9 protein-coding genes and 5 pseudogenes are annotated in these 16278 nt (G+C 58.6%); 7 read left to right on the top strand and 7 right to left on the bottom strand.

Going from position 1 to position 16278, the window contains the following annotated elements:
* Window position 1 precedes the first annotated feature (1 nt).
* From QA644_RS15130 to QA644_RS15115, 4 genes and pseudogenes are all read right to left on the bottom strand, one after another.
* Window positions 2-3881, bottom strand: a pseudogene (locus QA644_RS15130) (glycosyl transferase).
* Window positions 3882-3911: 30 nt separating this feature from the next.
* A complete protein-coding gene (locus QA644_RS15125) occupies window positions 3912-6377 on the bottom strand; it encodes a phosphoketolase family protein (RefSeq protein ID WP_283069319.1) in 2466 nt (821 codons plus the stop codon).
* Window positions 6378-6792: 415 nt separating this feature from the next.
* Window positions 6793-7461, bottom strand: a complete 669-nt coding sequence (locus QA644_RS15120) for a CBS domain-containing protein (protein ID WP_194730218.1) — start codon at window positions 7459-7461, stop codon at window positions 6793-6795.
* Between the two features lie 194 nt (window positions 7462-7655).
* A pseudogene (locus tag QA644_RS15115) lies at window positions 7656-8051 on the bottom strand (IS3 family transposase); the annotation flags it as partial.
* A gap of 62 nt (window positions 8052-8113) precedes the next feature.
* Between QA644_RS15115 and QA644_RS15110 the strand changes: the two are divergent.
* A complete protein-coding gene (locus QA644_RS15110) occupies window positions 8114-8611 on the top strand; it encodes a hypothetical protein (RefSeq protein ID WP_283069317.1) in 498 nt (165 codons plus the stop codon).
* A gap of 18 nt (window positions 8612-8629) precedes the next feature.
* Window positions 8630-10054 (top strand): adenylate/guanylate cyclase domain-containing protein, encoded by a 1425-nt coding sequence (locus QA644_RS15105; RefSeq protein ID WP_283069315.1) that lies wholly within the window; start codon window positions 8630-8632, stop codon window positions 10052-10054.
* Between the two features lie 231 nt (window positions 10055-10285).
* On the opposite strand, the gene QA644_RS15100 is transcribed toward QA644_RS15105, so the two are convergent.
* The 3 genes from QA644_RS15100 to QA644_RS15090 all read right to left on the bottom strand — a co-directional run bounded on the left by QA644_RS15100 (window position 10286) and on the right by QA644_RS15090 (window position 12565).
* Window positions 10286-10645 carry a hypothetical protein gene (locus tag QA644_RS15100; protein ID WP_283072397.1) on the bottom strand — a complete coding sequence of 120 codons (360 nt, stop codon included), beginning with the start codon at window positions 10643-10645 and terminating at the stop codon, window positions 10286-10288.
* Window positions 10646-10800: 155 nt separating this feature from the next.
* Window positions 10801-10914, bottom strand: coding sequence for a helix-turn-helix domain-containing protein (locus QA644_RS15095; protein ID WP_246763342.1), 114 nt, complete (start codon window positions 10912-10914; stop codon window positions 10801-10803).
* A gap of 220 nt (window positions 10915-11134) precedes the next feature.
* The gene (locus QA644_RS15090; RefSeq protein WP_283069312.1) at window positions 11135-12565 is read right to left on the bottom strand and encodes a hypothetical protein; all 1431 of its coding nucleotides are present in this window, start codon (window positions 12563-12565) and stop codon (window positions 11135-11137) included.
* A gap of 39 nt (window positions 12566-12604) precedes the next feature.
* On the opposite strand from QA644_RS15090, the pseudogene QA644_RS15085 reads away from it, so the two are divergent.
* The 5 genes and pseudogenes from QA644_RS15085 to QA644_RS15065 form a co-directional block, all read left to right on the top strand.
* Window positions 12605-12916: pseudogene (locus QA644_RS15085) on the top strand (polyphosphate kinase 2); the annotation flags it as partial.
* Window positions 12917-12955: 39 nt separating this feature from the next.
* Window positions 12956-13313: pseudogene (locus QA644_RS15080) on the top strand (AI-2E family transporter); the annotation flags it as partial.
* A 241-nt stretch (window positions 13314-13554) separates the two neighbouring features.
* Window positions 13555-13854, top strand: a pseudogene (locus tag QA644_RS15075) (hypothetical protein); the annotation flags it as partial.
* Between the two features lie 32 nt (window positions 13855-13886).
* Complete coding sequence (locus QA644_RS15070; RefSeq protein WP_283069310.1) at window positions 13887-15308, top strand: DUF3300 domain-containing protein; 1422 nt, start codon at window positions 13887-13889, stop codon at window positions 15306-15308.
* A 33-nt stretch (window positions 15309-15341) separates the two neighbouring features.
* Entirely contained in the window at window positions 15342-16277 is a 936-nt protein-coding gene (locus tag QA644_RS15065; protein WP_194727998.1) for a DUF2950 family protein, read from the top strand.
* The last annotated feature ends 1 nt before the right edge of the window (window position 16278 follow it).

The following is a 16278-nucleotide window of genomic DNA, read 5'->3' as shown; positions in this document are numbered from 1 at the left end:
GCTAACCAACTATAATGTGGACGTCATGCGTACGTCCGTCTTCCACAAGCGGAACGGTTTCGTTCGCGACTGGTTCACCGTCCAGCGTGACGGAGTGCACGCCTCGGCCGATGCCCTTCGTGTTGTCGAATTGGATGCGGTAGGTCGCTGATCCATATTGGTATGCGATTTCATAGGCCGGCCAGCCCGCCGGAACGCACGGCTCGAACCGCAGAGACGGCCCTTGCTGGCGAAAGCCGAGGATCGCCTCGAGCGCGACGCGGTAGAACCAACTGGCCGATCCGGTGTACCAGGTCCATCCACCGCGCCCGGTGTGTGGGGGCGCGCCATAGATATCGGCGCTGACCGCATATGGTTCCACTTTGTAGCGTTCGACTTGACCTCTCGTCGCGCTATGACAAATCGGATTGATCAGGTTCCAAAGCTTTAAGGCGAGATCGCCGTCGCCCTGCAAAGCCGTCGCCCAGACAACCCAGGTTGCCGCATGCGTGTATTGGCCGCCATTTTCACGGATGCCGGGGACATAGCCCTTGATGTAGCCCGGCTGCAGCAAGCCTTCGTCAAAAGGCGGGTCGAAGAGTTTGATCAGCCCGTCCTCCTGGCGTACCAGCCGGTCGTAGACCTCACGCATCGCTTTTGAAGCTCGTCCAGCATCGGCTTTGCCCGAAATGACAGCCCAGGCCTGCGGGATGGCGTCGATCTGGCATTCGTCGTTCAGGGACGACCCGAGCGGCGTGCCATCGTCAAAATAGGCGCGGCGATACCAGCCACCGTCCCAGGCGTTGGCTTCAAGAGCTGTGCGCAAAGCTTCGGCCCGTTCACGGCACCAGCCGGCACGGCTTTGATCTCCCCGTGACGCTGAAATCGTGGCAAATGATTTGAGGACCGTGAGAAAGAACCAGCCGTTCCAGACGCTTTCTCCCCTGCCTTCCGCGCCGACCTTGTTCATGCCGTCGTTCCAGTCGCCTGTTCCCATCAGGGGAAGACCGTGACTGCCCAAGCGGTAACCACGCTCCAGCGCACGGACGCAGTGCTCATAGACGGTGCCGGACTGCTCGCTGGGCGCCGGCTGGTTGAAGTCTTCCTCCTGGTCGTCCTTCAGCAGCGGTGACGTGATGTAGGGCACCATCTCGTCAAGCAGTTGAAGGTCGCCTGTCGTGGACACGTAGTGGTGAACGACAAGCGGCAGGAAATACAAGTCGTCGGTGATCCGGGTGCGCACGCCGATGCCGGATGGAGGATGCCACCAGTGCTGGACGTCCCCCTCCTCAAATTGGCGTGCTGCCGATCGCAGGATGTGGGAGCGGGTCTCGTTCGGTGTACTATAGACCAGTGCCATCACGTCCTGAAGCTGATCCCTGAAACCGTAAGCACCGCCGGACTGATAATTGGACGTGCGCGCCCAGACGCGGCATGCCAGGACCTGGTACAGCAACCAGCGATTCATCATCAAGTTCAAGCCTGCGTCCGGCGTCGAGACCTGGATCGAGTTCAGAATGTTATCCCACTGGCGGGAGATCGCCGACAGGCTTGCGGCCGCGCGTTCGCGGTCGGTATACTCATGAACGAGCCTGCTGACTTCATCGGGGCCGGCAGCCTCTCCAAGTACAAAGACAACCTCCCTGCTTTCGCCGGGGGGCAGGGAGATATCCACCATCAACGCGGCGCAGGGATCCAGCAACGGGCCAAAACGTTCTGCCAGATTGGTTCGCCCCAACGCTAAGGGCTGAAAAACCGAACCGTATTTGCCCAGAAACTCCGTGCGGTCGGACGTTGCCGACCTCGTCGGCTGACCGGCGGCTGCAAAAGCCAGCTTCCCGGCAAAATCTCCGGCCCAGGGGTTCTTGGCCATGATTGCACCCGATCTGGCATCCCGCTCGCAGACGATCCGTGTTGCTGTCTCTTCGCGGTGGGTCCCAAGCACCCACTCGGCGAAATAGGTTGCGGTCACGTGCCGAGCTCGGGTGCCGTCGTTGCTAAGCCTGAGATGCATGATCTTGACCGGATCACTAGGCGGAACCGATACCGTCAGCTCCTGATTGAGATGGCGGCTGTGGCTTGCATACCGGCTGTAACCTTGGCCGTGACGAACAGTCACCACCGCACCGGGACCGAGAGGCAGCGGCGTCGGCGTCCAGACATCTCCGGTTTCCTCGTCGCGCAAATAAACGACCTCGCCCGGCGCATCCGTAACCGGATCGTTCGACCACGGCGTCAGCCGGTTCATCTGGCTGTTTTCCGACCAAGTGTAGCCAAGACCGGCTTCAGTCGTAAGACAGCCAAAGTCAGGGTTTCCAAGGCGCCGGCGGCAGCACGGGGGCTTGTGGTCTGATCGCGTCCACGAGCACGACATACTCGCGTCCGTCGGGTGTGAAGCCTCCGAATTCGTTCCAGTGCTGCAAATCCTCGACCGAGTCAGGACGGCGGGCCTTGGGTCGCTCGCTTACCCGTGCGGCTAAAGCCTGCGAAGGAGGTAACGGGACGGGGAAGGGCCGGTTGAGCTGATCGACAAGTTCGCCGCCGCTTCCCAGCAGGACTATGCGCGCCGCCGCAGCGATGGTCCTCAAGTGATCGCTTTCGGTATCGGGCTCGGAAAGGACAAAGATCCCGCCGGGCGTACCAATCACTTCGGCCTGCGGGCCAGATTGCAGCTCTTCGACTAGTCGCTTGGCGCTGGCTGCGCCGCCCTCGTCAAGCAGGACGAGGTCAAATCCCAAGCCTTTCCGACGAGCGAAATCGTGGCCCATCATTACCTGACGAATGAGGGTATGATCCCTGTCGCCATTCGCGCGGACCAGCACGATCGGGAGGTCGCCGGAGATACCATGAGCCCACAAAGCCGCCCGATCCAATCGATCGCTCTCCAGCGCAGTCACTTGCCGCGTGGCCGGGTTCGCAAATACGACACTCCCGGCCAGCCGATTGAACAGCGAGACATCATCAGGCGTAAGGCTCAACGTCTGAAGCTCGCTTTGATACCTATCCGATGCTTCGGAGAACGCTCGTTCGGCCGCATCGATATTGGCGTATCTTTCGGCGATGAGCTGCACGGCTGGCTGGTCGTGCGCAGCGCCTGTGACGAAGGCGACGCGCGCTTCGGTGCCTGGGGTCAGATGAACCGTCCGTCGCAAACAGAAAATCGGGTCGAGGACCGGGCCGGTCGTCCCGGAAAGCGACCCACCCGCGTCGAATATCACGGGGCTGGCTGTCGTTCGGCCCCGGCCAAGAAATCTCAGCCGATCAGTTTCATATTGGACCTCTTGGGAAGGCGGCAGGTTCGATAAGGAAACGTGAACTGCCCAAGTGGCCTTTTCCGCAGCGGCACGGGGCCTGCGGCGCGCAAATAGGGCGCCTGTCGCCCCGTCGTACCGTGTTTCGACAAAAAGCTTGGCAAAACCCGGATGCGCCATGTCCGCACGACGATTGTTCAGGCAGACTTCGGCATAGCTTGTCAGTTCGAGGGTTCGCTCCCGCGCCCCATTATTCGTGACCGTGAGCATACGCACTTCCGCGTCCACATCGGGCGCGACACAGATTTTCCAGACGATTTCGATGTCACCGGCATGACAGCGGAATTCGGCCCTGTCTCCGTGAAAGGCGTGCTCGTAGACAATTGAAGGCCGAAATAATGGCTGCTTTCCGATGGACCAGAGGTCGTTCCCGGTTAGATCCCGAACGTAACAAAATTGGCCCCAGCAATCACGGCTGCTGTCCTCGCGCCACCGTGTAATGTCGAGGCCTTGCCACGTTCCATAACCCGCCCCGGCGGCTGTGACCAGGACACTGTACCGATCGTTGGAAAACAACGCGACCGCGGAGCCCGGATACGCCAACTCCGCGACGCTATTTTGTCGTGCTGCCTCGGGCGCTCTCGCTGCCACTGGAACCTCCGTTCGGTTAGATGCCGTCGCTCAAGCATTGTCCCCTTCAGTCGAGGTTCTAGTGCGGGCTCCTGACTTACCTTTCGCGCCCCACTTCCAGCCGCTTATTGCGGGCATGTCGTCGCCGTACTTCTCGATATATTGTCTATGTTCGACCAGCTTTTCGTGAATTGCCTGTTTGAAATAGGCCGCGCGTGCGCCGAGTTGCGGCAGCCGGTCGATTACGTCCTCGACCAGATGGAAGCGGTCCATATCATTCAGGACTACCATGTCGAACGGCGTCGTCGTCGTTCCCTCTTCCTTGTAGCCGCGGACGTGCAGATTGCCGTGATTGGTGCGGCGGTAGGTGAGCCGGTGGATAAGCCATGGATAGCCATGGAAAGCGAAGATGATCGGCTTGTTCTTGGTGAAGAGGGCATCAAAATCGCGATCCGGCAGCCCGTGCGGATGCTCGGATGGCGGCTGGAGCTTCATCAGGTTCACCACATTGATGACGCGGACTTTCAGCTCGGGCAGATGCTCCCGGATCAGCTCGACTGCCGCGAGTGTCTCGAGCGTTGGAACGTCGCCGCAACATGCCATCACGACGTCAGGTTCGGCACCTTTGTCGTTGCTCGCCCATTCCCAGATACCAAGGCCCTCATAGCAATGCTTGATGGCCTGATCCATTGTGAGCCACTGCGGGGCAGGCTGCTTGCCGGCGACAACGACGTTGATGTAGTTGCGGCTGCGCAGGCAGTGATCGGTTACCGAGAGAAGTGTATTGGCATCCGGCGGCAGATATATCCGCACGACGTCTGCCTTCTTGTTGACCACGTGATCGATGAACCCCGGGTCTTGATGGCTGAAGCCATTGTGGTCTTGCCGCCAGACATGGGAGCTCAGGAAGTAGTTAAGCGAGGCGATCGGTCGCCGCCATGGAATGTGATTGCACACCTTCAGCCATTTGGCGTGCTGGTTGAACATGGAATCGATGATGTGGATGAAGGCTTCATAGCAGGAAAAGAAGCCATGCCGGCCGGTTACCAGGTAGCCTTCCAGCCAGCCCTGGCATTGATGCTCGCTGAGCACCTCCATCACCCGACCGTCCGGCGCCAGATGATCATCATCCGGATAGATATCCGCCATGTAGCAGCGGTTGGTGACTTCCAGCACATCCTGCCAGCGATTCGAGTTGTTTTCATCAGGACTGAACAGGCGGAAGTTCTTGCTCTCCATGTTCATCTTCATGATATCACGAAGAAACGCGCCCATCGTCCGCGCAGACTCGGCGATGGTTGCCCCAGGGCGCGGCACGGAGACCGCGTAATCCTGGAAGTCGGGCATCTTCAGGTCTCGCAGCAGCAAGCCGCCGTTGGCATGCGGGTTGTCGCTCATTCGGCGATGCCCCGCAGGAGCAAGCGCTGCCAGCTCCGGTTTGAACCGGCCACCGTCGTCAAACAGTTCTTCGGGGCGGTAGCTCTTCATCCATCCTTCGAGAATACGGATGTGCTCCGGCTTGTCCATGTCGCCCATCGGCACCTGGTGCGACCGCCAGTAGCCCTCGGATTTCTTGCCGTCTATCTTAGGCGGGCAGGTCCAGCCCTTGGGTGTGCGGAAAACGATCATCGGCCACATGGGACGTTTCACATTGCCCCTGTCGCGGGCATCTGCCCAGATTTCCTGGATATCCGCCATTGCGGTATCGAGTGCGCCGGCTAATTGTTGGTGCACGTACGTGGGGTCTTCACCCTCGACGAAATACGGCGTGTAGCCCATGCCTTCGAAAAATTTCCGCAGCTCGTCGCGGGGAATGCGGGCTAGGAAGCACGGATTGGCGATCTTGTAGCCGTTTAAGTGCAGGATAGGCAGCACGCAGCCGTCGCGAGCAGGATTTAGGAACTTGTTGCTTTGCCAGCCTGTTGCAAGCGGCCCCGTTTCGGCTTCTCCGTCGCCGACAACGCAGGCGACGATCAGATCCGGGTTATCGAACGCCGCCCCGTAGGCGTGGCTGAGGGCGTAGCCCAGTTCGCCGCCCTCGTGGATGCTGCCGGGTGTTTCCGGAGCAACGTGGCTCGGGATGCCGCCAGGGAAGCTGAACTGTTTGAACAGCCTCCTCATGCCCTCCGCGTCTTGGCCAATATTGGGATAAACTTCGCTGTAGGTGCCTTCTAGGTAGGCGTGTGCGACCAACGATGGTCCGCCATGTCCCGGCCCGATGACGTAGATCATGTTGAGATCGTCGCGTTCGATAACGCGATTGAGGTGGGCGTAGAGCATGTTCAAACCTGGCGACGTGCCCCAGTGACCAAGCAGCCTTGGCTTTATGTGCTCGCGCTTTAACGGTTCTTTCAGAAGTGGATTGTCGAGAAGATAGATCTGCCCCACGGACAGATAGTTCGATGCGCGCCAATAGGCGTCCATCGACTGCAATTCTTTCGCCGAAAGGGGGTCGCCCGTTGCTATTTTCTCGTTTCTGGCGACCTTTGCTTTTCCTGCCGTCTTAAGCGAAACCATGGGTGCCTCCTCCTCTGAGCCCAGATTGCTGCGCTAAGATCCCAAGTTGAGAATCGTCGAATTTGCTACATGCCCGCGATTCGAGCGAGCGTTGCATGGCTTAGCGGAGGGATGCTGGGGGCAGGGCACAGTCTGCAATGCGATCGGTATAGATGGTCTGCCGCATGCGGCTCATTTTCAGTTGAGACGCTGGCCGGCCCTCATTCAAGGCCGGTGACCGTCATCCATACCTCTGACTCAGGTATGTATAGCCCTGCCGTCAAGTCCATTCTTCGTGCCAAGCTAGTAATATGCGAATGATCTAATATTCGCACAAAAAGCATCCGAAGCACAGTTAAATTCGAAAGCACCGGAGATGTGATCCGAGACGGAAGGTATTGGCGGCGAACTGGTGGCGCAGATCCCATTCTGCCTGTCACGGACCGTCTTCGGGAAAATGCTCAACCACTCCTCTCACGCCGCGGACACTCTCGGCCGCTACACGCGCTGCCTTCCTGCACTCTGCTGTATCAACGTTTCCCCATAGGTGAGCGACACCGTCGATGACGGTCACGGTCATGTCTTTTCCTTCGAGGCCCGTATTTTCGCTGAGGCGGATCGATATGCTGCGACGGATGGCCTCGTCACCCGGCGCGGTTTCATCGTGGTGCGCCGTAACAATTGCTTTCAGAAGGTCCGCACGACTGACGATGCCGATCAACGCGCCGCCTTTCATAACCGGAATGCGCTTGACGCCATGCTCTTGCATCAACCCAGAGACGCTCACCAGAGACGCGTCCTCTTCCACGACGACCGGGTTGCGGCTCATTACGTCGGCCACCCTCCAAGCATTGCTTTTAACGTAAGCCTTGGCTCTCTCCTCGGCGGAAATGACCTCGTCCCCAAGGTCGGCAATGGCTCCCCGGCCCAACTCGGTTCTCCGTAACAGATCGCCCTCGCTGATGATCCCGACGAGCTGACCGGCATCGTCAATAACTGGAACACCACTGACGTGATTGGCGAGCATGATCTCGGCGGCTCGCCGAACACTGTTGTCCGGCGATACTCCGACAACCTTCGTGATCATTACGTCTTTAACCAGCATCTCTGCACCACCTTCCCCCGTGGGCACCGAAGAGCGGACAAAATAAACCTGTTGCGAGCCTTCGACAACTGATTCACCTGCGTCGCAGCGCCAGCGCGTCAGGCTCCGTCCACGTCCACTCGCCATCTTCACCGCACTCCAAGAGTGAAATCAGATGTATGTCGAGTTCGTTCGAGGTGAACCCGTCTCGTGGTGGAGACGATCATGGCGGGCTTGCCACGCGGCTCGATCAGCGTTGTCAGCTTGCGAGCAGCACGACGGCCGGAGATCGAGGTGTCGGGGATTGCTGCCAGGCATTCACGCGTCACGTCATCGCCGACATTGAGGACGCGAAAGCGTCTGCCGCAGGCAAACTGGTCATGCACGAAGTCCAGCGATCAGCGGCATTGGGCCTCGCTTCGATCACGATCGGTGCACGCGTGCCGACAGGACGGCGTCTGGCTTTCCGAGTGCGATCGGAAAGCCCTTCCTCTCGATACAGCCGGTAGATGCGATTGACCCGGACGGTTCTCCGTCCGCCGAGCAATATGAAACCGTCTATCACCGAAGCGTCGCCGCTCATCGGCCAACTCGCGTAGCTTTGCTCGCAGCGATGCTGGTTCCGATTCGCGATAGCAGTGGTATTGTATGGCTGAGCACGAGAGGGCATGCAATGCAGACCCAATGGAGCATGATCAAAGGCACCCCCGCCACCTGGGCTGTGCCGCTGCGATTGCATCTGAGCGTGATAATCTTAGCGCTATTGGCTTGCACCTCGCTTCCGCTCATATGGATTACTTACACGCAGGGCAAATTTGCGGCCCTGTCGACCGGCGAAGCCCAAATGCGTCAGCTTGGGCTTCGGGCGATCGAGGATTATCGCAACGTCTTCCACGGTGGATACTCAGCGGTTGTTACCGCATCGGCCGTTTCCGAGATGCTGACCGCACCTCCCAATGACGTGCAAGCCAAGCAAAACTTTTTATTAAAACTCTTGCAGTCTTCCTTTCGCGTCGATGGTGTATATGCAGGATATGCCGATGGTGGCTTCATTCAAGCGGTCGACGTGGCGACCAATCCCGAAACGCGCGCCAGCTTGAGAGCACCACCAGAGGCCGCATACGCCATGCGGGTCGTCAGCACGGTCTACGGTGCCTCCAGCACTACCTAGGCCTTCTATGACACGGAAATGCGTCTGCTGGTTCGCCGCGCCGATCGTGATGACATCTTCGACCCACGCATTCGGCCCTGGTACCTTGCGGCGGTTGGCGAGGGCGAGACAGTGTCTGTCGGACCCTACGTCTCGGCATCGACTCATTTCTTGACCATGACAATTGCGACACCCGCGGGACCTAACCATCGCGTGGTGATCGGCGCGGACGTAATTTTGGTGACGCTCGGAGAGCTTATCGACGTGAGCGCGCTTTCGGAACATGCCCGTGGATATGTCTTTGATCAAGAAGGTGATTTGATCGTCCACTCCGACAAGACTCTCATGAGTGAAGTCAGGAGTCGGCTTCGCCGCGGCCGAGAAGTGTCTACGGCAGAGCTGGCGCAGGCAGATCCAGCACTTCCGGCAGTCACGAACCTGCTCACGGCAGGCGGCAATATGGGGTCAGGTACAGTTGTCCATTTTCAGGTAAAGGGACGTGACCACCTGGCACAGATTTTTCGCGAAGCAGTCGCCGATCTTAGCAGCGTATATACGGTCGTCATAGCCGCGCCGCTTGAAGAGCTTGTCGCGCCGGTCGAACAGAGACTGAAGCGCAATCTGGCGATCGCCGCTGCCTGTCTTGCCTTAGGCATCCTAACGGCAATCGTCATCTCCCGGCTGGTCAGTCGATCGCTATATCTGCTCGCCGACGAAGCAGCGCATATGGGTAAGCTTGAATTCGGCGAAAGCGGCGTTTCCCATTCCTGGATTTCGGAGGTCAACGCCCTCGCGAAGGCATTGAGTTCTGCGCGCCATGCCATCAGGACGTTTTCGGTTTATGTGCCCCGAGAACTCGTGCGGAGAATTGTCATTGCGGGCCAAGCGGCCGTTGGCGCTGCCGTCCGGCAGGACATTACCGTGCTTTTCACAGACATACGCGACTTCACCACCATTTCCGAAGAGAACTCACCTGAGGAGGTCGTGGCCCTGCTCTCGGGCTATTTTGAAGCCCTCAACGAGATTGTCGAGCGTCACGGCGGCACCATCGTGCAATATTTGGGGGATGGCGTCCTTGCAATGTGGAACGCTCCCTTGCACGACCTCCATCATGTCGAAAATGCTTGCTCCTGTGCCCTTGCGATGAAGGCTGCGATCGACGCCATGAACGCCGCAAACAATGCGGATGGGCGGCCTGTCCTCATCACACGCTTCGGCCTTCACACCGGCCAAGCCGTGGTGGGCAGTGTTGGTGCAGAAACACGCCGGCAATATACCGCCATCGGAGATACCGTAAACATCGCTTCACGTCTCGAGGGCCTCAACCGACAGTATGGGACCACTATCCTCGTCAGCGGCGCGGTCCGCGATGCAGTTGGCGAGACGTTTGAACTCGTTGCTGTCGGAATTGTCAGCGTCAAAGGACGAACGGGCCAGACGGAACTCTTCGAGCTTAGAGCTTAAGAACCTGCTCAAGCCAGCTCTTCGCATCAACTCGCCGAAGATGGGTTTCTGGCCCTTGTGGTCCAGCGAACTGTTTTTAACGCCCGGACGGCTGATACTGCTCCAACCACCGAAACTTGAATTCCTCAAAGAAGATGCCTTCTGTGCTGCCCAGAAGGGCTACGCTTCCGTATGATGCTGTCGACGGGCACAGCATCTTCGCAGCAGGGTGTTCGATGTCCCGAGCTGCGACTACCGCTTCAGGTCCCACGCTTGGCCAGATGCGCGGAGTTCTTCAAGTGTCTTGCCTACGCAACTGCCGGCCTCCTCGCCACCAGTCGCCTTTGCCTGGCCGTCCAATGTGACATTACCGGCGATTCGATCCGATGCCACATAGGTTGCCACACCATCTGGCGAGATCCTCGAGACATAGAAGGCGTGATAGGTGTCCTTGTACTTGCAATGGATGACCATCGGAAACTGAGCGAAAGGACTATCTTCGGCGCGAACTTCGGTGGCATTAGAAAGTGGAAGCCATGCGCAGGCACCGGCGACCACTGCGACGATCAATTTCAGCGATCCATTTGACCCGCGGCGGGATGCGTATGTCATAATCAAATCCCCTGTGTGCGATTCAGATGAATTTCCAAAAAAAGCGCCGACGGCCATTTGTCCTTGGCCGAAGCCGTCCAGATTCGAGATCTCGCCTGCTTCGACCGCTAGTTCGTTGGGGCCATGAGCGTGTTCGGGTCCAGCAATCGAACCGATCACTGCAGTTTGCCGTTAAGGCGAATGATGCGTCTTTCGCGTAGCTTGGTCAAGGAGCGTGCGACGGTTTCGATTATGAGGCCAAGATAGTGGGCGATGTCACTGCGTGACATCGCCATGTCAAATTCAGGTTCTCCGGCATGACGTTCTGCAATCTCCCGGACGAAGGCTGCAAACGCGTTTTTCAATGCGCTTTGAGGTCGCCACTCAAATCGACAAGGACATGGCAACGGATCGCGAAATCAGCGGCGCGGAACCTGCCGATAGCTGCGCTGCAAGTGCCTGATCGTATGCCACCTTCGCCAGGGAGTATTCCGCCCCGGTATACGGCCTTTACTTTCCTCGCGTGGGCTCAATGGCGAGGCCCAAGGCTCGCAGTCCGCTGAAGAACCTCTCCTGGTCTTCCGGCCGTTGCAGGCGTAGGGAGACCTCCCGGCGGATATTGTTCATCATTTCAGGTGCGTGGACATCCAGCCAAACCTTTTCCTGCTTGGCCTCGGCCGTTTTCCCGACCGCGCCAAGGATCGACAGGAGCACGAGGCGATGCATGGGATTATCTTGCAGATCAGACATGCGGGACCACAGTTCTGCGGCCTGAATATCGTTCCTCATGAGGGCGCACAATGCCATGCCGACTTCGTAATATCCCTTGGGGCCGGCGTTCTTGTTGACGGCGCTGGAAACCAGCTCGCAGCCCGATTGCCACCTTCCGGACATTGCTAGCCGCAAGCCGTACTCACCTGCGACTTCTGTGTCGTTGGGGTTCGTGGCATAGGCGGCGGCGCCGGCTTGCAAGGCTTTATCGATCTCATCCTTGAAGAAGCTCACCAGCATGAGGGCCTGGAGGACGCGTGCATTGTTGGGGGCAAGGGCTGCCGCCCGCTCTGCGGCGCTGGCTGCAAGTTCGAGCGGCTGAACCGTGGACGATACGCCCAGCTTATAGCGGAATCTCATCTCATCCAGATAGGTCAGAGACAGAAGCGCCCAAGACGTGGCGCTCTTGGGAAATCGCTGCGTTGCTCGTTCCAGGCAATCGCGTGCCGTGTTGTGACTCTGAGCGTTCATCGACCGGTGATAGCTGTAGTAGGCCAGGGTACAGGCATGGGCGTCCCAACCTCCGCCCTGGGGCTGGCGAGCGATCGTATCGGCGTCGGTTTGGAAAATGGCGCCATATGGCTCAGCGACGGCGCCGGCGATCTGCTGTCCGACGTCGGCCTGAATCGCAAGTTTGCTCTGAGCCTTAAGATTCGCATCATAGCTGTTGGCCCAGATCACGGCGCCATCGAATTGACGCACCAGTCGGGCGACGGAACGCAGCCTGTCTCCATCAAGTTGGACATTGCCCTGCAGCGTGTAGCTGGCCGCGGCGGCATGATCGGTTCTCAATGGATCAGAGACGACGACGATGTCATCGAACTTCGCGAGCTGTCTGATAATTTCGTCCCTCAAGCCGTGCGCGATGTCTGAGATCGCAACCGATGCACCAGTGTCCGCGAAAACTCCTACGACAACTCTAGGGTGAGATGCTTCCGCTGGCGATGCCCCGGAAAGGGGGGCTCGCGAAGCGGGCGCGAGAGCGATGTAGAGAAAAGCTGCGACGATCACCAGAACGGTCCCGAGGACTAGCGCCGTCAGGAATAACAAACGACGAGAGCCGGGAACTACGCGCTCATGGCTGGTGGGTTCGACGCCTTCGGCAACATCGGGTCCTTGTCCTGGTGTTGCCGGCAATCGCAAGCCATGAGCGTATTCGAAGTGCGGCACGTATCCGCCCTTGGGCACCGTGATTGTTACCTCGTCAGCCGGATCGATGACCCGGTCAGGCAGTGGAAGCTCAGTCCCATGGATGTCGAGTCCTATCAGCGCTGGTGGGACTACACGCGTGCCTATGACGAGATGCTGCGAATGACGGACAGCAATCACGCGCCGTGGTGGATCGTACCTTCCGACGACAAGGAGCGCGCCCGGATAAACTGCATCTCACATATCCTGCAGTCGATCCCCTACGAGCGCGTGAAGTTTGGGGCACCGGATCTCGGCAAACGGCAAAAGCGGCCGTCGGACTATATCGAGGACCACAGTATCCGGCACGTCGTGCCCGACATGACACTATAAACGGGCGCGAACCGGGAATGCGGAGGACGGAATGCGACAATAGAGCAGGCAAGCGATACGACGGCGCAAAGATCCGACGCCGGTCAGATTTCCATAGAGCCAAAAGTAAGCGATTTTGTCAGATTGAGCAGTATCGCGCTTTTCGCCTATTGGACCTGCTTCTTATCGCTCCCTTCGCGCGCTCATCGTCGTCTGGTCGACCATCCTTGCGGTAGCGCTCTTTCCGATGTTCGAGGCGCCCTCAAGACTTCTCGGAAACCGGCCAGTCATTGTCGCCACTGTCATTATTGTGGCCTGCCTCGTTCTCATTATTGCGCCATTGGCGCTTGTCGTCATCAGTTTTGCAGATGCGATCCACGCGCTTGTCGATAAGCTGAGGGCAGACGACTTTTGCGTTGCTATCCGCGCCAGAGACCGTGATGGGCAAGATGGGAGCGCGCAACCTTGGCAGAACTCATGCGCATGGTCCCACAACTGTTGGCGGGTTGTGCAACCGCTCACAACGATGTCCGTCTCGCCGCGAACCCCTGCGGACATATATTAGCCATAACTGTTGCAACCGCTCGTAGCTCTGAGATATGATGCGTTGGAAAAGACTTAGAAAAAAAGCTTTTACGTGACTTTGCCTGGGGACGATCATGAGCAGCGCAAAAGTCAATCCCGTCACCAACCCCGCACCGACAGCTGAAGAAGTCTGCCGGCAACTCGAACGGATCCTTTCAAGCGAGGAATTCCACCGGCCGAAACGGGGTCGAATGTTCCTGCAATTCATTATAAGCGAGACCCTGGCAGGGCGATCAGAGTTCTTGAAGGCGTTCACGATTGCAAATGAGGTCTTCGGTCGGGAGGTTTCATTCGATCCGCAGAATGATCCTGCCGTCCGGATCGAAGCCGGGCGAATACGAAGGGCACTCGAGCGTTATTATCTCGTCGCCGGGAATTGGTTTGATTCAGAGGAGATCGACGCGCGATGAAAGCAATTTCCCGCAGGCTGCTCGGCGGACTGTCGGCCCTCGCACTCACTTCGTTGCAACCGTGCCCGCTGGCCTACTCCCAGACACCAACACCTACGCCCAGACCAGCGTCCGCGCAGATTGCCGCGGCCGAGACCGAAACCGGCCTGCTTTCGGAGGACGAGCTTGAGGTCCTTGTGGCTCGCATCGCGCTTTATCCGGATGAACTTGTCGGCGCGATCTCCGCGGCGTCGCTGTTTCCGCTACAGATCGTCGAGGCAGCTCGCTTCCTGGAGGCCAAAGAAAAGAACGCCAATCTCAAGCCAAAGGACGATTGGGACGGAAGCGTCATCTCGTTGCTGAACTACCCGGACGTTGTCAAGATGATGAGCGACGACCTCGATTGGACGCAGTCGCTGGCGGAAGCCCTTACCAATCAGCAAAAGGACGTGCTGATCGCCATTCAGCAGCTTCGCGACGAGGCGGTGTCGAAGAACGTTATTAAGACCGACGACAAGATCACTGTGGTGACGGAGAACGAAAACATCGTCATCCGGCCGACCAATCCGGAGAAGGTCTACATCCCGCAATATCCACCCGAAATGTTCTATGAACCAGGCTATGCAGTCGAGCCGATCTCCTACTATCCCGATTCCTACGATAGCTACTACTACCCGGGCGCCGCATTCTTCGCCGGTGCGATCACCGGGATCGCATGGGGGGCCATCGTCAACTGGGACGACTGGGGTGTCTGGGGTGGCGATTGGGATGGCGACATCGACATCGACTGCAACAAATGCTTCAACGATCGAGACTTCAACGGCAAGGTCAAGTGGAACGACATCGACTGGACCAAGGTGGACCGGAGCAAGCTAAGCATCGGAAAGGATCAGATCGCCAACCTTGATCGTTCGGCGATCAAGTCCAGCCTGCAGTCGGACAGCCGCAACCAGCTGAAGAACAAGGTCAACAACAGGCAAAGTAACATCGGGCTGGACACCAGAAACATCGGCGCTCGGGCTGACGACATCCGCAAGGGCACGGTCGAAGGCTTGAAGGCAAATCCGAGATCGCAACCGGGCAATGTCGCCGCCAATCGACCGGGCGCCTCCCGGGCGGAAGCCCGTCCAGGCAATGCGACCAATCGGGCGGGTGCTGCGGCGAGCCGTCCATCAAAGCCGACTGCGAAAGCAAAGAAGAAGCCAAGCGCACCGAAGATGGCAGCACGGCCTGACAATCGTTCACGTCAGCAAAGCGCCCTCGGCAACGTGCAGTCCGGCCGCCGCGAAGCGGTTGCTTCCAGGAGAGGAGGACAGAGCATGGGAGGGGGGCATCGCGGTGCGCCTCGCGTTGTCCAAAATCGTCCGCCCCCGAGGATGCACGGCGGCGGCGGCCGCGGCGGCGGTCGCGGCGGTGGCGGTCGCGGCGGTAGACGGTAGCTTGGCTGCATTTCAGATCACCGGAGACAAACCATGAGACTACAGCTGAGATTGATCCCGCTGCTGCTTGGAACGGCTCTCTCCCTTGCTTTCGCAGCCCCGGCCACGGCCCAGATGCAGACGGACCTTTCGGAGTTCGCGACTGGAACCCCGCCATCGTTCGACGATCCATCGGCGGCTCTTGAGCGGTTCAAGACCGTACTAAGCGCTAACGATCTCGACGGTTTGGCAAATCTCCTTGGCCTGGACGCTGCCAAGCTGCGATCCAGCAACGAGGCCATGATAAGCTATGGTCTCATCCGCGAGGGTGCTGCGCGGCAATTGCGTCTTCAGGCTCTCGGAGATCGCCAGATCGTTCAAGTGGGAGACGTTTTGTGGCCGTTGCCCTTCCCTCTGTCGCAGGACAAGGACGGCAAGTGGGCATTCGATACTGAGGTCGGACTACAGGAAATCGTCAACCGTCGCATCGGCGCGAATGAACTCGCAACGATCGAGACCATGCACGACTATGTCACGGCCCAGCGTGAATATGCGTCTGAGGATCGCGACGGGGATGGCATTTACGAATATGCCCAGCGTCTGATCAGCGGTCCCGGTAAGGTGGACGGTCTGTACTGGGATCCGAGCGACTATGGTGAAGAAAGTCCGGCAAGCGCTCTGGTCGAAAGCGCCGCCTTCGATAAAGCCAAGCGCGGCGAAGGTTACTTTGGATATCGCTATCGCATCCTGACGGGACAGGGAGATAACGTGCTCGGCGGCAAACAAAGCTATATCGTCAACGGTCACATGACTGCGGGCTTTGCGTTGCTCGCCTGGCCAGTCAAATATCGGGTGACCGGCGTGCAGACATTTATCATCAATGGATTGAGCGACATCTACCAGCTCGACCTTGGGCCGAAGACGGAAGAGCGGGCCGCGGCGATCAAAGACTTCAATCCTGGTTCCAACTGGACGATCGTCCGCGACTAGT

The sequence above is a fragment of the Rhizobium sp. CC1099 genome, from assembly GCF_029714385.1.
In the GTDB taxonomy this organism is placed as follows: Bacteria; Pseudomonadota; Alphaproteobacteria; order Rhizobiales; family Rhizobiaceae; genus Rhizobium.
The sequence above is the reverse complement of the archived record's forward strand: the minus strand, read 5'-3'. Positions and strand labels throughout refer to the sequence as shown.